This is a genomic window from Kitasatospora sp. NPDC001261 (assembly GCF_042896795.1).
Taxonomy (GTDB): Bacteria; Actinomycetota; Actinomycetes; order Streptomycetales; family Streptomycetaceae; genus Kitasatospora.
The window spans coordinates 87,656-110,304 of record NZ_JBIAXP010000036.1; the positions used below are offsets into that span (position 1 = coordinate 87,656).

General features: G+C 75.3%; 15 protein-coding genes and 2 pseudogenes. 10 read left to right on the top strand and 7 right to left on the bottom strand.

Annotation, left to right across the window (positions count from 1 at the left end; all coding sequences use genetic code 11):
• Nucleotides 1-127: 127 nt before the first annotated feature.
• Nucleotides 128-1,927, bottom strand: coding sequence for a beta-galactosidase family protein (locus ACFY4B_RS36895; RefSeq protein WP_387975369.1), 1,800 nt, complete (start codon nucleotides 1,925-1,927; stop codon nucleotides 128-130).
• 263 nt (nucleotides 1,928-2,190) lie between these two features.
• Between ACFY4B_RS36895 and ACFY4B_RS36900 the strand changes: the two genes are divergently transcribed.
• Entirely contained in the window at nucleotides 2,191-3,309 is a 1,119-nt protein-coding gene (locus ACFY4B_RS36900) for a substrate-binding domain-containing protein (protein ID WP_387975372.1), read from the top strand.
• 52 nt (nucleotides 3,310-3,361) lie between these two features.
• Here ACFY4B_RS36900 and ACFY4B_RS36905 read toward each other — a convergent pair whose 3' ends face one another.
• Together ACFY4B_RS36905 and ACFY4B_RS36910 are read right to left on the bottom strand one after the other, a co-directional pair.
• Nucleotides 3,362-4,144 carry a sugar phosphate isomerase/epimerase family protein gene (locus tag ACFY4B_RS36905; RefSeq protein WP_387975375.1) on the bottom strand — a complete coding sequence of 261 codons (783 nt, stop codon included), beginning with the start codon at nucleotides 4,142-4,144 and terminating at the stop codon, nucleotides 3,362-3,364.
• Between the two features lie 6 nt (nucleotides 4,145-4,150).
• The gene (locus tag ACFY4B_RS36910) at nucleotides 4,151-6,118 is read right to left on the bottom strand and encodes a DUF2264 domain-containing protein (RefSeq protein ID WP_387975378.1); all 1,968 of its coding nucleotides are present in this window, start codon (nucleotides 6,116-6,118) and stop codon (nucleotides 4,151-4,153) included.
• Between the two features lie 325 nt (nucleotides 6,119-6,443).
• Here ACFY4B_RS36910 and ACFY4B_RS36915 point away from each other — a divergent pair, with 325 nt between their 5' ends.
• The 9 genes from ACFY4B_RS36915 (at nucleotide 6,444) to ACFY4B_RS36955 (ending at nucleotide 18,275) form a co-directional block, all read left to right on the top strand.
• The gene (locus ACFY4B_RS36915) at nucleotides 6,444-7,796 is read left to right on the top strand and encodes an ABC transporter substrate-binding protein (RefSeq protein WP_079272882.1); all 1,353 of its coding nucleotides are present in this window, start codon (nucleotides 6,444-6,446) and stop codon (nucleotides 7,794-7,796) included.
• A complete protein-coding gene (locus tag ACFY4B_RS36920) occupies nucleotides 7,793-8,737 on the top strand; it encodes a carbohydrate ABC transporter permease (RefSeq protein ID WP_375876133.1) in 945 nt (314 codons plus the stop codon). The genes ACFY4B_RS36915 and ACFY4B_RS36920 overlap by 4 nt, the downstream gene beginning before the upstream one ends.
• Complete coding sequence (locus ACFY4B_RS36925) at nucleotides 8,734-9,639, top strand: carbohydrate ABC transporter permease (protein ID WP_049657190.1); 906 nt, start codon at nucleotides 8,734-8,736, stop codon at nucleotides 9,637-9,639. The genes ACFY4B_RS36920 and ACFY4B_RS36925 overlap by 4 nt, the downstream gene beginning before the upstream one ends.
• A gap of 116 nt (nucleotides 9,640-9,755) precedes the next feature.
• Entirely contained in the window at nucleotides 9,756-10,736 is a 981-nt protein-coding gene (locus tag ACFY4B_RS36930) for a hydroxyacid dehydrogenase (protein ID WP_387975411.1), read from the top strand.
• 103 nt (nucleotides 10,737-10,839) lie between these two features.
• On the top strand, nucleotides 10,840-11,991 hold the full coding sequence (locus ACFY4B_RS36935; protein ID WP_387975381.1) for a Gfo/Idh/MocA family protein: 1,152 nt from the start codon (nucleotides 10,840-10,842) through the stop codon (nucleotides 11,989-11,991).
• Nucleotides 11,992-12,091: 100 nt separating this feature from the next.
• Nucleotides 12,092-13,240, top strand: a complete 1,149-nt coding sequence (locus tag ACFY4B_RS36940; RefSeq protein ID WP_074006085.1) for a dihydrodipicolinate synthase family protein — start codon at nucleotides 12,092-12,094, stop codon at nucleotides 13,238-13,240.
• Entirely contained in the window at nucleotides 13,237-14,091 is an 855-nt protein-coding gene (locus ACFY4B_RS36945; protein ID WP_387975384.1) for a sugar phosphate isomerase/epimerase family protein, read from the top strand. The genes ACFY4B_RS36940 and ACFY4B_RS36945 overlap by 4 nt, the downstream gene beginning before the upstream one ends.
• A complete protein-coding gene (locus ACFY4B_RS36950; protein ID WP_387975387.1) occupies nucleotides 14,088-15,176 on the top strand; it encodes a glycerate kinase in 1,089 nt (362 codons plus the stop codon). The genes ACFY4B_RS36945 and ACFY4B_RS36950 overlap by 4 nt, the downstream gene beginning before the upstream one ends.
• A gap of 174 nt (nucleotides 15,177-15,350) precedes the next feature.
• The gene (locus ACFY4B_RS36955; RefSeq protein WP_387975390.1) at nucleotides 15,351-18,275 is read left to right on the top strand and encodes a polysaccharide lyase family 8 super-sandwich domain-containing protein; all 2,925 of its coding nucleotides are present in this window, start codon (nucleotides 15,351-15,353) and stop codon (nucleotides 18,273-18,275) included.
• 496 nt (nucleotides 18,276-18,771) lie between these two features.
• Here the strand turns inward: ACFY4B_RS36955 and ACFY4B_RS36960 are convergent, their stop codons facing one another.
• From ACFY4B_RS36960 to ACFY4B_RS36975, 4 genes and pseudogenes are all read right to left on the bottom strand, one after another.
• On the bottom strand, nucleotides 18,772-19,065 hold the full coding sequence (locus ACFY4B_RS36960) for a tetratricopeptide repeat protein (RefSeq protein WP_387975414.1): 294 nt from the start codon (nucleotides 19,063-19,065) through the stop codon (nucleotides 18,772-18,774).
• Nucleotides 19,039-19,152 (bottom strand): annotated as a pseudogene (locus ACFY4B_RS36965) (hypothetical protein); the annotation flags it as partial. The gene ACFY4B_RS36960 and the pseudogene ACFY4B_RS36965, both read right to left, overlap by 27 nt.
• 104 nt (nucleotides 19,153-19,256) lie before the next feature.
• Nucleotides 19,257-21,251, bottom strand: a pseudogene (locus ACFY4B_RS36970) (hypothetical protein); the annotation flags it as partial.
• 719 nt (nucleotides 21,252-21,970) lie between these two features.
• On the bottom strand, nucleotides 21,971-22,609 hold the full coding sequence (locus tag ACFY4B_RS36975; RefSeq protein WP_387975393.1) for a hypothetical protein: 639 nt from the start codon (nucleotides 22,607-22,609) through the stop codon (nucleotides 21,971-21,973).
• Between the last annotated feature and the right edge of the window lie 40 nt (nucleotides 22,610-22,649).

Genomic DNA, 22,649 nt, shown 5'->3' on the forward strand with positions numbered 1-22,649 from the left:
TCCCTGTCGGTGGGCCGGTCTGTCGAGGTGGACAGGAACCTACCATTCGGTCACCGGGCGGACGGCCGGTGCGGGCTCCCCGCGGGCCCGGGCCGGGGGCCGGCGCGCGCCCGCGGGGCGGGAGGGGTCAGGAGCCGTAGCGCTCCTCGGGGACGGCGGGGCCGAGGTCGGGGCCCTCGACCAGTTCGACGCGGTCGCCCGGGCGGTGGAGTTCGAGGACCAGCAGCTCGTTGGCGCCGGCCCGCCAGAGCGGCGCGGGGGCGTAGAGGGTGCGCTGCGGGCCGCGGTCCCAGTAGCGGCCGAGCGCGAAGCCGTTCAGCCAGACCATGCCCTTGGTGAAGCCGGGCAGGGCGAGGAAGCCGTCGGCGGGGGTGTCGACGGTCAGTTCGGCGCGGTGGAAGCCGGGGCCGTCGGCGGTGGAGGGCGCGCCGAGGGCGAGGGCCGTCAGGTCGTCGAGGGGCAGCGGGCGTATCTCCCAGCCGAACTGGTACTGCCGGTCGACCCGGACACCGCCGGTGATGCCCTTGGGGTCGTGCAGCAGCGGGCCGTAGTTGATCCGGCCGAGGTTCTCGACGAGCAGTTCCAGGACGGCGCCGCCCTCGGGCACCTGCAGCGGCAGGGCCTGTTCGGGGTGGTTGCGGTCGAGGACGCCGAGGGGTTCGCCGTCGAGGAAGACCTGGGCGCGGTCGGCGAGGCCGTCCACCCGCAGTTCACCGTGGGCGAGCGGGCCGCGCAGACGGGTGCGGTAGTGGATGAGGCCGAGGTTCTGGCCGAGCCGCTCCATCGGGAGGGGCTCGGGGAGGTGGTGCGCGGTGGAGAGTTCGCCGAGGGCGCCGCCGGCGCCGAGCAGCGGGCGGCCGGCGGTGACGGGGGCGCTGCGGGGGGCGAGGCGGGCGGGCAGCGGCGGCAGCGGGTGGGGGTTGGGGCCGAGGTGGCGTTCGATCACCGCGCGGAAGAGGTGGAACTTCTCGGTGAGTTCGCCGGCTTCGCCGACCGGGGCGTCGTAGTCGTAGCTGGTGACGTCCGGCTGGTAGCTCGTGCCGTCGTGGTTGGCGCCGTTCCACCAGCCGAAGTTGGTGCCGCCGTGGCCCATGTACATGTTGACGGAGGCGCCGGCGGCGAGCTGGGCGTCGAGGACCTCGGCGGCGTCCTCGGCGTCGCGCACGTGGTGCGGTGCGCCCCAGTGGTCGAACCAGCCGCACCAGTACTCCATGGTGACCAGCGGGCCGACCGGCTGGTGGCGGCGCAGGCAGGCGAGGGACTCCTCGGGGCGGGAGCCGAAGGTGCCGGTGGTGAGGAGTCCGGGCACCCGGCCGCCGAGCTGGAAGCCGTCCTCGGCACCGTCGGCGGTGAACAGCAGGACGTCGACGCCGCGGGCGACCAGGGCGTCCCTCAGATGTTCGAGGTAGGCGGTGTCGTTGCCGTAGCTGCCGTACTCGTTCTCCACGGCGACGGCGACCACCGGGCCGCCGTGGGAGGAGAGCAGCGGGAGCAGTACGGGTACCAGGTGGTCGAACCAGGCGTCCACGGCGGCGAGGAAGGGCGGGTCGAGGCGGCGCAGCCGCATCGCGGGGTCGGCGAGCAGCCAGCCGGGCAGGCCGCCGAACTCCCATTCGGCGCAGATGTAGGGGCCCGGGCGGACGATGACGTCGAGGCCGAGGTCGCCGGCGGCGCGGACGAAGGCGGCGAGGTCGCGGTCGCCGGTGAAGTCGGCGCGGCCGGGGGTGGGCTGGTGGAAGTTCCAGGCGACGTAGGTCTCGACGGTGTTGACGCCCATGGCGCGCAGCCGGGTGAGGCGATCGGTCCACTGCTGGGGGCGGATGCGGAAGTAGTGGACGGCGGCGGAGACGATCCGGTGCGGACGTCCGCCGCGCAGGAAGGTGTCGCCGTCGGTGGTGAGGGCGGGGTGGGGGGCCTGGTCGGCCATCGGGTCCTCCGCGGGAGGGGAGCGGGAGTGAGGGGGGTGTGGGGACCTCGGTGGGTCCGGGCGCACGGCTGCGCGGGTGGCCGCGGGCGGATCGGCGGCGGCCACCGTGGTCACCCTAGGAGTTCGGTGATCGCACGGTCAATCGATCGGCGATCATCGGCTTTATTGATCAATTTCCGATCGAACGATACTCTTCGATCGGAATATCATCGGCTGACCGCTTCCGGACGACGCGTCGGCCGGCACGACGGATGGAGGCCGGAATGGCCATCTCGGGGGAAGAGCGCCGCAGGCTGATCGTGTCGGCCGTCGGCGAGCTCGGCGGGCGGGTCCGCCTCACGGAGCTGGCCGACCGGCTGGGCATCCCGGCCGTGACGGTCCGCCGGGACGTCGCCGCGCTCGCCGACGCCGGCCGGCTCTCCCGCTCGCACGGCTTCGTCTCCCTGGAACGCCCGGACGACGGCGCCGGGCCGCCGCTCGCCCCCAGCCCCGGGCAGGGCCGCGCCCTCGGCCTGCTGGTGCCCTCGGTCGGCTCCTACTTCGACGAGGTGATCGCCGGGGCCCGGGCCGCCGCCGCGGCCGCCGGGGCCCGGCTGGTCCTGGGCATCGCCCCGTACGGGGCGGGCGGCGACCGGCTACAGGCCGAACGCCTGCTGGAGTCCGGAGCCGAGGGCCTGCTGCTGGCCCCGGGGCTGGTCCCGGGCCGGACGGCCGAGGACTACGCCTGGCTGGACGCCCTGCCGGTGCCCGCCGTGCTGGTGGAGCGCCGTTCCCCCACCCCGGACGGCCCCGGGGCCGGACTGGACACCGTGGCCTCCGACCACCGGCACGGGGTCCTGAGCGCCCTGCGCCACCTGGCCGGGCTCGGCCACGGGAGCGTGCTGCTGGCCGCCCGCGGCGACTCCTGGACGGCCGCCGAGGTGCGGGCCGGATACCGGGAGGGCACCCGGCTGCTCGGACTGCCCGACCTGCCGGCGCTGGACATGCTCGGGCCGGGCAACCTGCCGGCCGATCCCGAGCCGCTGGTGGCACGGATCGCCGAGGCCGCGCGGTCCGGGACCCGGGCGCTGCTCGTCCACAACGACCAGGACGCGCTGCGGCTGGCGCCGCTGCTGCGCGCGCACGGCCTGGCGGTGCCCGCGGACATGGCACTGGTCGCCTACGACGACGTCTTCGCCGCGCTCGCCGCGCCCCCGCTGACCGCCGTCGCCCCGCCCAAGCACGCGGTGGGCGCGGCGGCCGTCGACCTGCTGCTGCGCCGCCTGGCGGCGGGCGCCGAGCTGCCGGTGCACCGCACGGCGCTGCTCCCGGTCCTGCGCGTGCGCGCTTCCTGCGGGGCCGAGCGGACGGCCCCGCGGACGGGCGCCGCGACCCTGGGGTGAGGGGCGCGGCGCCGCCTCGGCCGGACAGGGCCTGAGGAACCCGTGTGCGCCCTCAGCCCGGCAGCAGTGCGGACAGGTGGCGCGCCCCGCCGCCCAGCCGCGGTGCCAGGGGCGCGGCGCGCGGGTGCCAGGGGGCCTCGTACTCCCAGGCCGCCCAGGTGCCGGGCGGCAGCAGGTGCAGGCAGTCGGCGATCGGCAGCACTCCGGTGCCGAGCGGCAGCGGGGTGAGGTCGTCCGCCGAGGCGACGTCCTTGACCTGCGCGTAGCCGAGGTGGGGGCCGAGCGCGCGGTGGGTCTGTGCCGGGGTCTCGCCGGCCAGCCAGGTGTGCAGCAGGTCCCAGAGCGCTCCGACCGCGGGGTGGTCCACCCGGTTCAGCAGGGGTGCCAGGGCTGCCCCGGCGCGGTGGGAGTCGTGGGTCTCGACGAGGATCCGCACGCCGAGGGCCGCCGCCCGCGGGGCCGCCGCGCGCAGGCGGCGGACCGCGCGCTCGTCGGCCTCGGCCGCCGGGCCGGGGCCGCCGTGCGGGAAGACCCGCAGGTGGCGGCAGCCGAGGTCGGCGGCCAGCCGCAGGTGGGCGGTCAGCGCGGCGAGCACCGGCGCGTCCGGCCCGGGCGCGGCGACGCCGACGTAGGAGGCGAGGGTCAGCGGGAGGACCCCGGCGGTGGACAGCAGGCGGGCGGCGCGGCGGCGTTCGTCCGGGTCCAGCCCGAGGCGGACCGGCTGGTCGTCGGCGCAGCGCAGTTCGAGGCCGTGCCAGCCGTGTTCGGCGGCGAGGGCGGCGGCCCGGTCGAGCGGCGTCCCGGGCAGGCCGAGGGTGGCGAGGGCGAGGGGCACGGCGGTTCAGTCCCCTTCGGCGGGGTGGACGGTGACGGCGGCGGGTGCCAGGCGGATCCGCAGGCCCGGTGCGCCGGCGAGGCGGACGGTCAGCAGGACGGCCTCCGGGTCCTGCCCGTCCGGCCGGGCCGTCAGCTCGACGGTGTCCGCGAGCGCCGGCGGCCGCGCGACGGCGGTGAGCCGGGCGGCGCAGGCGAACAGGGCCGGGCCGTCGGCGGGAAGCTCGCCGGTGAGCACCGGCAGGGCGGCCTCGGGGCCGAACGCGGTACCGCCGGGGACGTGCTCGGCGCCGGCGGTGGTGAAGCCGCGCAGGGCGTGCAGCTCCGAGGCGAGCCCGCCGTCGGCCCGCACTCCGGCACCGGCGCGCTGCCCGCCGTCGGCCCGCACTCCGGCACCGGCACGCTGCCCGGCGCCCCGGCCCGCGACGGCCCAGCCGGTCTGGGTGACCGGGGTGCCGGCCGGCCCGCCGGTGACCAGGTGGGCCCGGAACTCCTCGGCGCCGTGGGCCAGGGTGAGCGAGGTGACGGTGACGCCGGGCAGTTCACGGCCGCCGACGCGCGGGTGCCAGCGGGAGGCGGCCCAGCCGGGCCCGGTGCCGAGCGGGTGGACGCGGCCGCGTTCGGTGGGTCCGGCGTCGGTCAGCAGGGCGAGGTGGTTGTCGGCGGGGCCCTCGAAGGCCGGCCCGGTGGCGGTGGAGTGGGCGAGCCGCGCGTAGTACGGGTCGTCCGGGCCCACGGCGTCGGCGGGCTGGTCGTCGCTGCCGTGGTTGTGCAGCCGGACCAGGCCGTCGGCGGCGGTGGACTGCACCAGCCAGCCGGGCCCGTGCAGGGCGAGGACGGTGTCGCGCTCCTCGACGGGTGCGAGTCCCTCCGGCGCGGTCCACACCGGGTGGCCGGGCGGGAGCAGCAGGCCGAGGAAGGCGCTGCCGGCCCAGTACGGGGAGGCGGGGCCGGAGTAGGCCTGGACGAGCCGGAGGTCGGGTCCGTGCCAGCCGAGGGTGAGCAGGCCCCGGTCGTCGACGGCGCCGCGGTCGAGGAAGTGGCGCAGGGCGCCGGAGGCGAGGCGGCGGGTGGTGCCGGGGGCGAGCGGGGTGTGGCCGGTCAGAGCCCCGGCCCAGAGCGGGGCGGTGGCGGCGAAGCGGTAGGTGAGCGAGCGGCCCTGGTGGACGGGCGCGCCGTCGGCCCCGAAGGTGTGGGCGTAGCCGGCCAGGTGGGCGGCGAGGCGCTCGCCGTACACGGCGCCCAGGGCCCGGTCGCCGGCGAGGTGGGCGTGCAGGACGGGGTACAGGTGCAGGGCCCAGCCGTTGTAGTGGTCGAAGGCGCGGGGGCGGCCGTCGGTGTACCAGCCGTCGCCGAGGTACCAGCGGTCGATGTGCTCCAGCCCGCGGCGGACGGCGGCGCGGGCCTCGGGTTCGGCGATGCCGGCCTCGGCGAGGAAGCCGCCGACGGACAGCGGGAAGAGCTGCCAGTTGTTGTCGTTGGGCACGCGGTGCAGGGCGTCGGCGAGCCAGCGGCCGACCCGGTCGCGGACGGGCCCGGACAGCCGGTCCCAGAGCCAGGGGCGGGTCAGGCGCAGGGCGAAGGCGATGGAGGCGGCCTCGACCATGGCCTGGCCCCGGTCGGTGATCAGCGGCCAGGACTCGCGGTCGCCGTCGGCGAGGTCGCGCTCGCCGGTGGGGGTGCGGGTGCCGGCGTCGAGTCCGGCGGCATAGTGCGCCAGCAGGCCGTGCGGATCGGTGCCGCCCGCGCCGGCCACCCGCAGGGCGGCGGGCAGGAAGGTGCGGGCGAAGCCCTCCAGGGCGTCGGAGCGGCGCCCGGAGCGGCTCGGGCGGGGGCCGGGCAGGTCGATCAGCGCCCCGGCGGGACTGGCGTGGGGGAGGACCGCGGTCAGCAGGCCGTCGGCCACCGCCTCCCAGTGCTCCCTGGTCCAGCCGGTGTGCGGGCTGAGGTCGCGGTCCTCCGGGGGCAGGCGCATGAGGTCCTCCGTGATCGGGTGGTGGGCCGGAATCTAGGTAGTGCCTGATCGTTCGTCAAGCTGGAGCGATCAAATGAACGGCTTGATCGGATTGTGATGTTGTCGCCGCGGCAGCGTATTGCCCCGATTTTCCGGCATTCCAGTGATCGCAAGGGCGGCTTCGGAGGCCCGGCAGGTCGATCATGTCAGATCATTTGATCCAAATCTCTTGACTCCGATCGCCTATCTGCTCAGGATGACAGCCAATCGCCCCCACCCTCTGCGGGTCCCGGCCGGAGCCGACCGTTTCCGGGCCCTGTGCACCCTCGTCCTAAGGAGCCCACCGATGCGCTCGACCCCCCTCTCCCGGCGCAGAGCCCTCCGCACCGCCGCCGCGGCCACCTCGGCCGCGCTCTGCGTCACCCTGCTCGCCGCCTGCGGCAGCAGCGGCGACGGGGCGGCGGCCACCGCCGCGGACGACGGCAAGCCGGTCAGCCTGACCTTCTGGGGCTGGGCGAAGGGCACCAAGGACGTGGTCGCCGCGTTCAACGCGAGCCACCCGAACATCCAGGTCGTCTTCGAGGAGATCCCGGCCGGCGCGGCCGGCGGCTACGCCAAGCTCTCCAACGCGGTGAAGGCCGGCAACGCCCCCGACGTCTTCAACGTCGAGTACCCGCAGCTGCCGGACTTCGTCAGCCAGGGCGCCGTCCAGGACATCAGCAAGCTGGTCGACGGCGACCTCAAGGCCAAGTACCTGCCGCAGGCCGTCGAACTCACCTCGCTCGGCGGCCGCACCTGGGCCCTGCCGCTGGACGCCTCCCCCCAGGTCTTCTACTACCGCAAGGACCTCTTCGCCAAGGCCGGCATCACCGTCCCCAAGACCTGGGACGAGTTCCGCACCGCGGCGCAGCAGCTGAAGGCCGCCCAGCCCGACACCCGCATCGCCACCTTCTTCCCCGACGACCCGACCACCTTCGAGGCGATGGCCTGGCAGAACGGCGCCCACTGGTTCGCCGCCGCCGACGAGGCCTGGAAGGCCGACCTGACCGGGCCGGAGACCCGCAAGGTCGCCGACTACTGGCAGAAGCTGGCCGACGAGGACCTCGTGCGCGTCATGCCGTCCTTCAGCCAGCAGTGGACCGCCTCCCTGCAAAAGGGCGAGACGGCCGGCTACCTCGGCGCCACCTGGGGCGGCGGCGTCCTGAAGGCCAACCTCGGCACCGCCCCCGAGGTCAACGGCACCTGGGCGGCCGCGCCGATGCCCAGCTGGGACGGCAGCCCCGCCAGCGGCATGCTCGGCGGCACCACCTTCGCCGTGTCCAAGGACAGCAAGAAGGCCAAGGCCGCCGTCGAGTTCGCCACCTGGGCGACCACCACCGCGGACGGCTTCAAGGCCCGGATCTCCTCCGGCACCTCCTCCGCCTACCCGGCCGCCACCGAGCTCGTGCCGGCCGCCAAGCAGGCCTTCAACACCGACTTCTACGGCGGCCAGGACCTCTACGCCCTCTACGCGGACGCCGCCAAGTCCGTCAAGCCGGGCTGGACCTGGGGCCCGGCGATGGGCGTCACCAACGGCTCGCTGAAGGACTCCTTCGGCAAGGTCGCCGGCCGGACCGGCACCATCGACGAGTCGCTCACCGCCGCGCAGCAGGCCACCCTCGCCGAGTTCAAGAACCGCGGACTGAAGGTCGCCCAGTGACCACCGGCACCCATCCAGGCCGTACCACCCGCGCCACCGCCGGCCGGTGGCGCGGGCGGTACGGGGCACCGGCCGTGCTGCTCGCCCCGTTCCTCCTGCTCTTCACCGCGTGCACGCTGATCCCGATCGGCTACGCGATCCGGCTCAGCCTCTTCACCGAACACCGCTCCGGCCTCGGCTTCGGCGACGCCGAGACGGTCTTCACCGGGCTCGGCAACTACACCCGGGCACTGTCGGACGCGGCCTTCCGCGGCGGCTTCCTGACCGCCGCCCAGTACTGCCTGATCTACATCCCGCTGATGACCGGCCTGGCGCTCGTCCTGGCCCTGCTGCTGGACTCCACGCTGGCCCGCGCCCGGCGCTTCTTCCAACTGGCGCTGTTCATCCCGCACGCCGTACCCGGCATCATCGCCGCGCTGCTGTGGATGTACCTCTACACCCCCGGCATCAGCCCCGTACTGGACGCACTGGAGTCCCTGGGCACCCAGCCCGACCCGCTCGGCCACCCGCTGCCCGCCGTCGTCAACATGGCGCTGTGGCAGTGGACCGGCTACAACCTGGTCATCTTCTACGCCGCGCTGCAGGCCGTCGACCGCTCCGTGCTGGAGGCCGCCGTCGTCGACGGCGCCGGGGAGCTGCGCACCGCCCTGAACATCAAGGTGCCGCTGATCCGGCCCTCGATCGCCATGGTCGGCCTGTTCACCGTCATCGGCTCGCTCCAGCTGTTCACCGAGCCGATGATCCTCTACGGCACCTCACCGGGCGTCACCTCCTCCTGGACCCCGAACATGTACGCCTACACGGCCGCCTTCGAACGCCACGACTACGGGCTCGCCGCTTCCGCCTCGGTGCTGCTGGCCCTCGCCGCGGCGGGGCTCTCCTTCGCCGTCACCCGGCTCACCCGGGGCCGCTCCGACCGCCGGCGGGAGGCCGACGCATGACCACCACCGCCACCCGCCCCAGCGGCGCCCCGCCCCGCCGCCCGGCCCGCGCCGCCCGGCCGCGCCGCCCCTGGACACTCTCCAAGACCGCCGTCAACGGCACCCTGGTCCTGGCCACCGTCTACACCCTGTGGCCGCTCGGCTGGCTGCTCACCGCCTCCGCCAAGAACACCGCCGACCTGCTCGGCGGCAACGCCCTGGGCGCCGACAACTTCCGGCTCGGCCAGAACCTGCACGACCTGGCCACCACCGGCGGCGGCATCTACTTCCGCTGGTACCTGAACTCGCTGCTGTACGCCGGGATCGGCTCGCTGCTGTGCGCGCTGGTGTGCGTCGCGGCCGGCTACGCCTTCCACGTCTACCGCTTCCCCGGCAAGGAGAAGGTGTTCGGCCTCGTGCTGCTGGGCGTGCTGGTGCCCACCACCGCGCTCGCCCTGCCGATGTACCTGCTGGCCTCCGAGCTCGGCATCGTCAACACCTTCTGGGCGGTCTTCCTGCCCTCGCTGGTCAACCCCTTCGGCGTCTACCTGGCCCGGGTGTTCTGCGCCGGCTACGTGCCGAACGAGGTCCTGGAGGCCGCCCGGATGGACGGCGCCGGGGAGCTGCGGACCTTCTGGTCGATCGGGCTGCGGATGGTGATGCCCGGCTTCGTCACCGTCCTGCTGTTCCAGTTCACCGCCATCTGGAACAACTTCTTCCTGCCGCTGGTGATGCTCTCCGACAGCCGGCTCTTCCCGGTCAGCCTCGGCCTGTTCAGCTGGAACGCCCAGACCAAGGCCTTCCCCGAGTACTACCCGCTGGTCATCACCGGCTCGCTGCTCGCCGTCGTGCCGCTCGTCCTCGCGTTGGTGCTGCTCCAGCGGCACTGGAAGGCCGGCCTGACCGCGGGGAGCGTCAAGTGAGCCCGAACCCCGCCACCGCCGCGACCGGCACCGCCACCACGCCCGCCCCTACGCCCGACCGGGAGACCACCGTGCCCGACGGCCGGCCCGCCAGCCGCCCCCGCGCCGTCCTCGCCATGCACCGCGAGCTCGCCGGGCGCCTGATCGACCCGCACACCATGGCCCGGCTCACCGCCCTGGCCGACCTCGACCCGGCACTCGTCCTTGACGACTTCACCACCCCCGAGGCCCGCGCGGCGCTCGCCGACGCCGAGGTGATCGTCTCCAGCTGGGGCTGCCCGCCGATCGACGAGGAGGTGCTGGCCGGCGCCCCGCGGCTGAGCGCCGTCATCCACGCCGCCGGCTCGGTCAAACACCACATCACCGACGCCTGCTGGCGCCACGGCCTCAAGGTCACCTCCGCGGCCTGGGCCAACGCCCTGCCGGTCGCCGAGTACACCGTCGCCGTCGTCCTGCTCGCCAACAAGCGGCTGCTGCCGATCCGTGAGGAGTACCGGCGCCGCCGCGCCCCCCACGACTGGCAGCTGGCGTACGGGGCGGCCGGCAACTACCGGCGCACCGTCGGCATCGTCGGCGCCTCCCGGATCGGCCGGCGGGTGATGGAACTGCTGCGCCCGCACGACCTGGACCTGCTGCTCCACGACCCGTACGTCGACCCCGCCGAGGCCGCCCGGCTCGGCGCCCGCGCCGTGGAGATGGACGAACTCTGCGCGGCCTCCGACGTGGTGAGCGTGCACGCCCCCGAACTGCCGGCCACCCGGCACCTGATCGACGGCCGCCGGCTCGCCCTGATGCGCGACGGCGCCACCCTGGTCAACACCTCGCGCGGCTCCCTGGTCGACCAGGAAGCACTGGTGCGCGAGGCCGCCTCCGGACGCCTCGACGCCGTCATCGACGTCACCGAGCCGGAGGTGCTGCCCGCCGACTCCCCGCTCTACGAGCTGCCGAACGTCTTCCTCACCCCCCACGTGGCCGGCTCGCTCGGCGGCGAGCTGCACCGGATGGCGGCCGCCGCCGCCGACGAGCTCGCCCGCTACACCGCCGGGCATCCGTTCGCCCACCCCGTCCTCGCCGAGGACGGACACCGCACCGCGTGACCCCGCGCCGCGCCCCCGTGCCGCGCGGCCCCGCAGCACGCTCCTCTCAGCACGTCCCTCGCACCACGTGCTCCCCGCACCAGCAACGAATCGGAGAACCCCCATGCCCCGCAGGGTGATCGGCATCGTCATGAACGGCGTCACCGGCCGGATGGGCTACCGCCAGCACCTGGTCCGCTCCATCCTCGCCATCCGCGATCAGGGCGGCCTGCCGCTCGGCGACGGCGACACGCTGTGGCCCGAGCCGATCCTGGTCGGCCGCAGCGCCGACAAGCTCAAGGACCTCGCCGACCGGCACGGCCTCACCCACTGGACCACCTCGCTCGACGAGGCCCTCGCCCACCCGCTCGCCGAGATCTACTTCGACGCCCAGGTCACCCCCGCCAGGGAGACCGCGCTGCGCACGGCGATCGCCGCCGGCAAGCACATCTACACCGAGAAGCCCACCGCCGAGTCGCTGGAGGCCGCGCTCGACCTCGCCCGCCTCGCCCGCGACGCCGGGGTGCGCAACGGCGCCGTCCAGGACAAGCTCTTCCTCCCCGGCCTGCGCAAGCTCAAGCGGCTGGTGGACGGCGGGTTCTTCGGCCGGATCCTCTCCGTGCGCGGCGAGTTCGGCTACTGGGTCTTCGAGGGCGACTGGCAGCAGGCCCAGCGGCCGTCCTGGAACTACCGCGCCGAGGACGGCGGCGGCATGGTCCTCGACATGTTCCCGCACTGGCGCTACGTGCTGGACGGCATCATCGCCCCCGTCCGCTCCGTGTACGCGCACACCGCCATCCACATCCCCGAGCGGACCGACGAGCGCGGGCAGGTCTACCGGGCCACCGCCGACGACGCCGCGTACGGCGTCTTCGAGCTGGAGGGCGGCATCACCGCCCAGATCAACTCCTCCTGGGCGGTCCGGGTGGACCGCGACGAACTGGTGGAGTTCCAGGTCGACGGCACGGAGGGCAGCGCGGTCGCCGGGCTGCGCGAGTGCCGCTTCCAGCACCGCGCGGCGACCCCCAAGCCGGTCTGGAACCCGGACCTGCCGGCGACCGAGCCGTTCCGCGCGCAGTGGCAGCGGGTGCCGGACAACGAGGAGTTCGACAACGGATTCAAGGCGCAGTGGGAGCTCTTCCTGCGCCACGTGACCACCGGCTCCCCGTACCACTGGGACCTGCTGGAGGGTGCCAAGGGCGTGCAGCTCGCCGAACTCGGCCTGCGCTCCGCCCGCGAGGGACGCCGGATGGACGTCCCCGAGCTGTCCCTGTGACGGCCGCCGGCCGCATCCGGGCCGGCCACCGAGCACCCGGCCGCCGGGGAGACCCGAGCGCCCCGCAGCCGCCCGCCGACGAGACGAATGCGCTGACACCATGACCGAGATCCACCTGCCCGGCCACGGCCGGCTCCGGCTGCGCGAGCCCGCCGTCCTGCCCGCCCCGCCCGCCCCCGCCCGCTCGCGGACGGCCTTCGCCGCCGCCCACGTGGTCGCCGACCCGCTGGGCGACAACGCCCCCGGCGCACCCGCCGCCGTCGACTGGGACGCCACCCTCGCCTTCCGCCGACACCTGTGGTCGCTGGGCCTCGGCGTGGCCGACGCGATGGACACCGCCCAGCGCGGCATGGGCCTCGACTGGCCGGCCACCCGCGAGCTGATCACCCGCTCCGGGGCCGAGGCCCGCGCCTGCGGCGGCCTGCTGGCCTGCGGCGTCGGCACCGACCAGCTCGCTCCCGGCCCCCACCCGCTGGACGCCGTCCGCGCCGCCTACGAGGAGCAGCTGACCGTCGTCCAGGAGGCCGGCGCGCAGCCGATCCTGATGGCCAGCCGCGCCCTGGCCGCCGCCGCGCGCGGCCCGGAGGACTACCTGGAGGTCTACGGCAAGCTGATCGCCGCCTGCGAGCGGCCGGTGCTGCTGCACTGGCTCGGCGAGATGTTCGACCCGGCGCTGGCCGGCTACTGGGGCTCCGCCGACCCCGACCCGGCCGCCGCGACCGTGCTGGAGCTGATCGGCGCGCACGCCGACCGGATCGAGGGCATCAAGGTCTCCCTGCTGGACTCCGACCGGGAGATCGCCCTGCGCCGCGCGCTGCCGGCCGGCGTGCGGATGTACACGGGCGACGACTTCCACTACCCCGAGCTGATCCGCGGCGACGAACACGGCCACAGCCACGCCCTGCTGGGCGTCTTCGACCCGATCGCGGCCACCGCCGCGGCGGCGCTGCGGGCGCTCGACGAGGGCGACCTCGACCGCTACGAGGAGCTGTTCGCGCCGACCGTGCCGCTGGCCCGGCACCTGTTCGCCGCGCCGACCTTCCACTACAAGACCGGCGTGGTCTTCCTCGCCTGGCTGGCGGGCCACCAGGACCACTTCACCATGGTGGGCGGCGCGCAGAGCGGACGTTCGGTGCCCCACCTGGTGGAACTGTTCCGGCTCGCGGACGCCGCCGCCGTGCTCCCCGACCCGGATCTCGCGGCCGACCGGATGCGCCGGCTGCTCGCCGTCGCGGGGGTGGCGGCATGAGCGGCGCCGGCGCGGCGAACGGCCTCGCGAGGCTGTCGCTCAACCAGATCACCACCCGGGGCTGGAGCCTTCCGGAGGCCGTGCGGGGCTGCGTGGACGCCGGCATCCCGGCCATCGGGCTCTGGCGCGACAAGGTCGCCGAAACCGGCCTGGCCCGCTCCGCGAAGCTGTGCCGGGACGCCGGACTCGCCGTCAGCAGCCTCTGCCGGGGCGGCTTCCTCACCGCCGACGGCCCCGAGCGGCGCCGGGCCGCGCTCGCCGACAACCTCCAGGCCATCGAGGAGGCCGCCGAACTCGGCACCGACACCCTGGTCCTGGTCGTCGGCGGCCTGCCGGCCGGCAGCCGCGACCTGGTCGGCGCCCGCGCCGCCGTCGCCGACCTGCTCGCCGAACTCGCCACGCACGCGGGCGACTTCGGTGTGCGACTGGCGATCGAGCCACTGCACCCGATGTTCTGCGCCGACCGGGCGGTGGTCTCCACCCTGGCCCAGGCGCTCGACCTCGCCGCCCCGCACCCCGCCCGGCAGGTCGGCGTCGTCGTCGACAGCTACCACGTCTGGTGGGACCCGGCACTGCCCGAGCAGATCGCCCGCGCCGGTCGAGAGGGCCGGATCGCCTCCTACCAGGTGTGCGACTGGACCCTGCCGCTGCCCGCCGACGCCCTGCTCGGCCGGGGCCACGTCGGTGACGGCCACATCGACTTCCGCACCCTCACCGACCTGGTCACCGCCGCCGGGTACGAGGGCTGGATCGAGGTCGAGATCTTCAACCAGGAGATCTGGGACACCCCGGGCGAGCTGACGCTGCGCACCCTGATCGAGCGGCACCTGACGCACCTGGCCTCGCCGTGAGAGTCGTCGTCGCGCCCGACTCCTTCAAGGGCACCGTCACCGCCCGGGACGCCGCCCTGGCGCTGGCCGCCGGCTGGCGCTCGGTGCGGCCGGACGACGAGCTGCTGCTCCGTCCGATGGCCGACGGCGGGGAGGGCACCCTCGACGCGCTCGCGGCCGCCCTCCCCGGCGCCGTCCCGTACCCGGTCCCCGACTGCACCGGCCCCGACGGGGGGCCGGTCACCGGCCGCTACGCGCTGCTGCCGGACGGCACCGCGCTGGTCGAACTCGCCGACACCGGCGGCCTGCCGCTGCTCGGCGGCGCCCTCGCCCCGCTCACCGCCGGCACCCGTGGCACGGGCGAGACCATCGCCGCCGCACTGGACGCCGGCGCGCGGCAGGTGACCGTCGCACTCGGCGGCTCCGCGTCCACCGACGGCGGCGCCGGGCTGCTGGCCGCCCTCGGCCTGCGGCTGCTGGACGACACCGGCGCCGACCTCCCGGACGGCGGCGGCGCCCTCACCCGGGCCGCCCGGCTCGACCGCACCGCCCTGCGCGCCGCCCCGCCCGGCGGCGTCCGGCTGCTGACCGACGTGACCAACCCGCTGCTCGGCCCCACCGGGGCGGCCGCCGTCTACGGGCCGCAGAAGGGTGCCGACCCGGCCCGGATCGCCGTCCTGGAGGCGGGGCTGCGCCGCTTCGCCGACCTGCTCGGGGGCGACCCCGCCCTCCCCGGCTCCGGCGCGGCCGGCGGCACCGCCTACGGCCTGGTGACCGCCTGGGGTGCGCAGGTGGTCCCCGGCGCGGCGGCGGTGGCCGAGCTGACCGGCCTCGACGAAGCCCTCACCGGGGCCGGCCTGGTGATCACCGGCGAGGGCCGATTCGACCGCACCAGCCTGCTCGGCAAGGCGGTCGGCGAGGTCCTCACCCGCGCGGAGCGGGCCGGCGTCCCCGCCCGGGTCGTCGCCGGGGAGGCCTCCGACCCCGGCGCGCTCACCCTCACCGGGCTGTCCGGGGACCCGGCCGACGCCCGCCACCGGGCGGCCCACTGGCTCACCGCCGCCGGCGCCCGACTGGCCCGCGCGGCGCCTCCTTTCACCGTCTGACGACGTGGAAGGCCTCCCGCGATCCGGACCACGCGGCCGAGAAGGCCCGCGCCGAGCACCTCCACCCGAGCACCTCCACCCGAGCGCCTCCACCCGATCGCCGACGGCGAGGTCATACCGAAGACGCTCACCGTCGTCCCGCCCGGCCCCCACCTCCCAGGAGGAGCTCCCCCCATGACCGCCGCGCCGAACCCCGCCCTGCTCTCCCGCCGCCGCCTGCTGCGACTCGCCGCCATCGGCACCACCGCCCTCACCCTCGGCGCCCTCCCCACCCCCGCCACGGCCGCGGCCGACGCCTACGACACCCTGCGCCTGCGCTGGCTCGACCTGCTCACCGGCACCGGCTTCGACCCGGCCACGGCCCCCTACGCCACCACCCTCGCCGCCCTCGGCGACCGGGCCCGCACCCAGCTCCAGGCCATGGCCCCGACCTCCACGTCCCTCTGGCCGGACCTCCCCCTGGGCACCGCCTCGGCGAACGTCACCGCCTCCCACACCCGCCTGCGCACCCTGGCCATGGCCTGGGCGCAGCCCGGCACCGGTCTGACCGGTGACCAGGCCCTGGCCACCGCGATCACCACCGGCCTGAACCACCTCAACACCACCACCGGCGCCTACACCCCCACGGCCACCGCCTACGGCAACTGGTGGGACTGGCAGATCGGCACCCCGCAGGCCCTCCTCGACACCTGCGTCCTGGCCCACGACCTCCTGCCGCCCACCCGGCTCTCCGCCCTGCTCGCCGCCGTGGACCGCCAGGTCCCCGACTCCCTGGTGTCGAGCTACACGGGCACCAGCACCGGCGGCAACCGGGTGGACCTGTGCCGCGTCCTGGCCCTGCGCGGAGTGCTGGGCCGCACCTCCGCCAAGCTCACCACCGCCACCACCGCGCTCTCCCCGGTCTTCCCGTACGTCCTGGCCGGCGACGGCCTGTACGCCGACGGCTCCTTCGTCCAGCACACCTGGGTGCCGTACACCGGCTCCTACGGGGAGGTGCTGCTCGGTGGCCTGAGCAGGCTCTTCGCCCTGCTGGCCGGTTCCGCCTGGCAGATCTCCGACCCGTCCCGGCAGAACGTCTTCGACGCCGTCACCGACGCCTACGCGCCCTTCCTCTACAACGGCCTGGTGATGGACGCCGTGAGCGGGCGGGCCGTCAGCCGGGGCCGCCAGAGCGGCGACCAGCTCCAGCTCCAGCAGGACGACCACGTCCGGGGCCACACCCTGATCGGCCACATCCTGCGCCTCGCCGACTCCGGCGCCGCCCCGGCCGCCCAGTCCGCCGCCTGGCGCTCCGCCGTGAAGGGCTGGCTCACCCGTGACCACTACCTGCCCTACCTCTCCAACGCCTACCTCGACGTCCCCGAGCTCGCCCGTGCCCAGGCCCTCCTGAACTCCGCCACCGCCGCCGCCCCCGAGCCGCTCGGCGCCCGGGTGTTCGCGATGGACCGCGCCGTGGTCCGCCGCTCCGGCTGGGCCGCCTCGCTCAGCCTCTGCTCCGCCCGCACCACCTTCTACGAGACCGGCAACGGCGAGCACCTGCGCGGCTGGCACACCAACAACGGCATGCTCTCCTGGTGGGGTGCCACCTTTGGCAACGGCCAGTACTCGGACGCCTTCTGGCCCACCGTGGACCCGTACCGCCTGCCCGGCACCACCGTCTCCGCCAAGCCGCTCGCCGACGCCGCCGGCGGCACCTGGGGCGCACCCCGCCCGGACTCCACCTGGGCCGGCGGCGCCACCGACGGCACCTACGCCGCCGTCGGCCAGGACCTGCGCGGCCTCTCCTCCACCCTGACCGGACGCAAGTCCTGGTTCCTGCTGGACGATGCGGTGGTCTGCCTCGGCGCGGGCATCAGCTGCACCGACGGCACCCCGGTGGAGACCGTCGTCGACAACCGCAACCTCGGCCCCGCCGGCACCCACGCCCTCACCGTGGACGGTGCCGCCCAGCCCACCACCCTCGGCTGGTCCCAGCGCCTCGACGGCGCCCGCGCCGTCGCCGTCGCGGGTTTCGGCGGCTACGTCCTGCCCGCCGGCACCACCCTGCGGGCGAAGCGCGAGGCCCGCAGCGGCAGTTGGCACGACATCAACACCGGCGGCTCCACCGAGCAGCTCACCCGCCGCTACCTCACCCTCTGGTTCGACCACGGCACCAACCCCACCGACGCCGGGTACGAGTACCAGGTGCTGCCCGGCGCGACCGCCGCGGCCACCGCGGCCCGGGCGGCCGCCCCCACCGTCACGACCCTCGCCAACTCCCGTACGGTCCAGGCGATATCCGACTCCGCCTCGGGTGTCACCGCCGCCAACTTCTTCGCCGCCGGCACGGCCGGGCCGCTCACCGCCTCCGCCCCCTGCTCGGTGCTGGTCCGTGACACCGACAGCACCCGCACCGTCACCGTCGCCGACCCCTCCCGCCGGGCCGCCACCGTCACGCTCACCCTCGCCGGCACGGGCCGCCCCACCGAGGCCGCCGAAGGCGTCAGTGTGCTCTCCACCGAGGGCGCGGTGACCCTCCTGGTGGAGCTCGGCGGCACCCAGGGCGCCGGCCGCACCATCACCCTCACCACCGCCTCCGGCGCCCCGGCGACCGCCACCGCGACCCTGCTCGACCCCACCCAGGACAGCTACGTCCGCGACGGCTCCTACGCCACCACCAACTACGGCACCGCCACCACCCTGACGGTCAAGAACACCAACACCACCGACAGCGGCTTCAGCCGGCGCGCCCTCCTCACCTTCGACACCACCGCCGTCCCCGGCACCGTCCGCCGCGCCGTCCTCTGGGTCCACGGCGCGGTCGCCGACTCCGGGGGCACCCTCGCCACCCTCCAGGCCTTCACCACCGCCCCCACCCCCTGGACCGAACCCGCCGTCACCTGGGCCAACGCCCCCGGCCTGGCCCAACCCCTCGGCACCGGCCGGATCTCCACCACACCCGACTGGATCCCCCTCGACGTCACCCCCGCCGTCACCCCGGGCAACCCCTCCCTCACCCTGGCCCTCTTCCAGCCCCTCGCCACCGTCGGCCTCGCCGTCAACCTCGACGCCCGCAGCCACACCACCTTCCACCCCGTCCTGGAGGTGGTCACCTCCTGACCGGCCACCGCCGCACCATCGGGTCGCGGGACCGGACGCATCCATGGACGACGAGACGCCGCTGCGGGGCCGGGTCTACGGAACCGACCACGACGACCCCGTCCCCGGGCACGTGTACCGCGAGCGTGTCGGTGGTCCGCTCGACGGCCTCTCCTGGACGTCACCGCCTGGGACGCCGATCGGCTTGCCGGCGGCGCCGCGCTCGCACCGAGAACGGTCGGTACGGCGCCGGCGGGCGCGCCCACTACGAACCCCGACCCGGAGATCCGTCGCGCTGGGACTGGGCGGGCGGCACCCCCTGACGGCGCGAGCTGCCATCCGGTGCGGCGACCACGGCGCCGCCGCACCGGTTCCTTCGTTGCCCTCGCCGGGCCTGCGGTCCGCGCACCGCCTACCCACCTCCGGGGCCCTGCCGGCCGTTGACCTCTTCGTCGGCCAGACCTGCGGTCGCCGGTCGACACCGCCCCGGTAGCGGGAACCCCCGACCGCCACCGGGTCAGGCCGCGCGCCAGCGCCGAAGCACCTCCACAGCAGCCAGGGTGTCGGGGTGCTGGTGGCCGAGGATGCGTTCGCGGTCGGCGGCCACCTGTTCCTCGATGGTGATGGCTTCTTCGGTGCGTCCCGCCTGCCGGTAGGAGATGGCGAGGTTGTTGCGGGCGCCCAGTGTGTCGGGGTGGTCTTCACCGAGGATGCGTTCGCGGTCGGCGAGCACCTGTTCCTTGATGGTGATGGCTTCTTCGGTGCGTCCCGCCTGCCGGTAGGAGATGGCGAGGTTGTTGCGGGCGCCCAGTGTGTCGGGGTGCTCGTGGCTGAGGAGGCGCACGGCATCGGCGGCCACCCGCTCCAGCAGGGCGATGGCCTCTTCGGTGCGCCCGGCCTCGCTGTAGGAGTAGGCGAGGTTGTTGCGGGCAGTGAGAGTGTGTCGGGGTGGTCTTCACCGAGGATGCGTTCGCGGTCGGCGGCCACCTGCTCCCCGATGGCGATGGCCTCTTCGATGCGCCCGGCCTGCCAGTGTGCGGCGGCGAGGTTGGCGCGGGTGCTGAGGGTGTCGGGGTGGTCGAGGCCGAGGAGGCGTTCGGCTTCGGCGGCGAGGTGCTGCCAGTGGGTGGTGCCCGCCCGGCCGAGCAGGTCGTGGCTGTCAGGGTGCCAGAGGTGGTCGCCGGCGTGGCTGGTGAGGGCGGTGGTGTTGGTGCGCAGGGCGGCGGCGAGGGCCTGGTCGTGGTGGTCTTCGGCGGGCCAGGCCTCCAGCAGGGCGTCGGCGGCGGCGCGCACGAGGGGACCGCGGTGCGCGCGGGCGGGTGGGGTGTCGCGGACGGCGTGCTGGACGAGGCGGTGGACGCGCACCGTCCCCCACCCACCGCCCCGGTCGCCGGGGCCGTCGCTGCCCTGGTCGCCGCTGGGGTGATCCTCCCAGTCGGCGCCGGTCGGGGCGGGGGTGTGGTCGAGGAGGTTGAGGCGGTGCAGGACGCGCAGGGCGTCCTCGGCGTCCGCGACGTCGGCGGGCTCGGGCCCGGTCTCCTCGGCCGCGTGTTCCCCGCTTGGCGCCGTCGAAGTGCCGCTCGCCGTTGGCCGGGCCTCGCCGCCGGAGGTATCCGGCCGGCCGGCCCGGGCGAGGTGGGTGCGGGCGGTCTTCGTGGTGAGGACGGTGTCGGGGATCTGGTCGGGGTCGAGGACGGCGACGAGTTCGAGCAGGGGCCGGGCGAGGCCTTCGGGCCGGGTGCGGTCGGCTTGCTCGATGGAGATGTCCCACAGGGCGGTGACGGCCAGGTGCTGCTGGTCGGGTAGACCGCTCTGGGCGGGCAGGCTCTGCCGGAGGGTGCGGGCACGGTCGGCGAGCAGCGTGCGATAGCGGTCGATGGTGCGGGCGGTGTCGGTGAGGTACGCGACGGCTTGGGCGAGCGCGATGGGCAGGTGCCCGAGGTCGTCGGCCAGCGCGGCGAGCTCGTCGTCGCTGTCGTGCAGGTGGGCGCGGTCGGGGTGGTCGAGGGCGGAGCGGAGGTAGGCGAGGGACTGGGCCGGGGCGTACATCGAGACGGGGAGGAGGGCGCGGGCGGAGGTGGCCCAGGCGGCATGGCGGCTGCGGGTGGTGACCACCGTCCGCCCCGCGGGCACCTCGGGCGGCCACAGCCCGGTCAGCGCGGCCGGGTCGGGAACGTTGTCCAGGATGATCAGCCACCGCCGCCCGCTGCCGCGCAGCCAGCCGAGGAAACCGAGGGCCGCTTCCTCGGCGTCCTGCCCGTCGTACCGGCCGGGCGCCACCTCGCGGGCGGCCTGGGCGTACGCGTTGGTGACGGCCCCGGCGGTGGTGGCGTTCACCCACACCACCAGGTCCACCGCCACCGGCAGCGCCTCCACCGCACTGCCGGCCCCGACGGCCCCGGCGGGGCTCACGCCGTCCGGGGGCGCAGCGGGGGAAGGGCCGCTCGGAGCCACCGGCCCGGGCCGTGCCGCGGCAGCCTCCGCTGTCGGGCCGCCGCCGGCCGCACCTGCCTCGCTGGCGGTGAGGGATGCCTGCCAGGTCTGGTGGGCGTGGTGGGCGGCGAGCTGGGTCTTGCCGACACCGCCGGTGCCGGTGACGACCTGCCCCAGCACCGCGGTCCTCGCACCGCCCTCGGCGAGTGAGGCCCGCAGTGCTGCGGTCTCGGGGCGATGCTGGAAGTGCCCGGCCAGATTCGGGACCGGACCGAGGAACAGCGGCCATCGCACCTCCGGGGCGGGCGCCGCGTGGTGGTGGACCTGGTGGACGGTCAGGTCGCCGCCGACCCCGCCGACCTGGAACACGCTCCCGCCGACCGTGCTGCCCTCTACCCGGTTCGACACCCCGCCGGCCAAGCCCCCGCCCCCGCTCTGCCCGGCCGTGCCGGTTGCGCGGATGCCGCCGGGTTCGCTGTCCCCTGCCGAGCCGGGCGCGGCCGGTGCGGCGCGGCGGTCGTTCTCGGCGGGCGGCTCGGTCTCGCCACCGGGGGACGGGGTCATGGCCTGCTCCGTCGCGGGCCGACGGCCGGACGCCGGTCTCCACCGGGCCCCGCGGCCGGTTCCGCGTCCCTCGCCGCCGGCGGGACCATCACCGCTCCGGGGCCCGCTTCGGCCGTCGGGTGCGGTCCGGCCGCTGGTGTCCGTGCTTCTCGACGCATCCCGCGCCCCCGCCTCGCTGTCCCCGCCCCGAGCGCGGGACTGCCCCCACGCGTGGAAGGGGATTCTTCCACCCGCCGCCCACCCGCGCAGGGCGAACACCGAACCCGGCGCTCGGAGCGTTTTGCCCGCACCCCGTCCGGCCGCCGTGCAGCACCAGGCCGCTGGCCCTGGCGCCGCCGCCCGCCCCGGCCGCCGCCCGGCACCGGGGCTTCGCCCGCCGAACTGGCCGCGGTCCCGGCCGCCCGCAGCTCCCCGGTCAGCCGCCGGGCCTCGGTCTCCGAGGCCGGGCCGACGGGCTCCAGGGGCGGGCGCCGGAACCCGGCCGCGGGCAGGTCAGGCCGCCGGATCCTGCGCGGAGCCCGGGCGGACGGCGGCCTTGGGCGCCATCCCGGGTCGTACGGCTCGCCGCCGACCCCGGCGAACTCGACCCGCCTTGCCTCGCTCGGGTCGGCGGTCCAGGCGGCCTCGGCCTTGTACCAGCGGCGCTGACAGCCCCTCACACCGTGTGGCCTTGCTGTTTCACAAATTCTCAAACTGTACTCACATACTCACCCCCGTACTCACCTTGATTCCCATGGCGATGTCCGGGCCGACGACGAGGCCTTCAATCGGTCGCCTCCATGTCGTCGCCGTGCGGCTGGTGGAGTTGTTCGGCGGTGCCGGCCACTCCGGCCAGGGGCGGGGTCATCGGGGTCCGTCGTGTCGGCTCCGGGCCAGGAGCGTGCGGGCGGTCGCGGTGCGTGTGGTGAGGAGCTGTCGGCGCGCGGCGTCCCGTCGGGCGGGAACGGCAGGACCATGAGCGCCGGGACGACGGCGAGCTCGGCGGCCGGAACGTCGGGCCGGGACCGGACGTCGGCGACCGAACGCGCGACGATCTCGGCGACGACCGTGGCCTCGGGCGGCCGCCCGCCCGAGGCACCGGCGTCGGCCAGGCGCTCGGCGATCAGGTCGGTGAGCTCCGCCGTCCTGCCCTTGAGCTCGACGACCGCCCGCACCGGCAGTACCAGGCCGGTGTCCCACGCGTGGGACAGCTCCAGGCCGGCTTCCCGCCGGACCGTGGCCTCGATCGCCTCGGCCGTGGCCGCCAGGTCCAGCAGCCGGCAGGCGGTCGAGCGGCTCACCCCGAACTCGGCGCCGACCGCGCCCCGCTTCTCGGCCTTTCCAACCTCGCCGCCACCCGCCACGTCCTGTCCGCACACCCGGAGAAGAAGAACGGCCCCATCGCCCCGTAGAGCTACG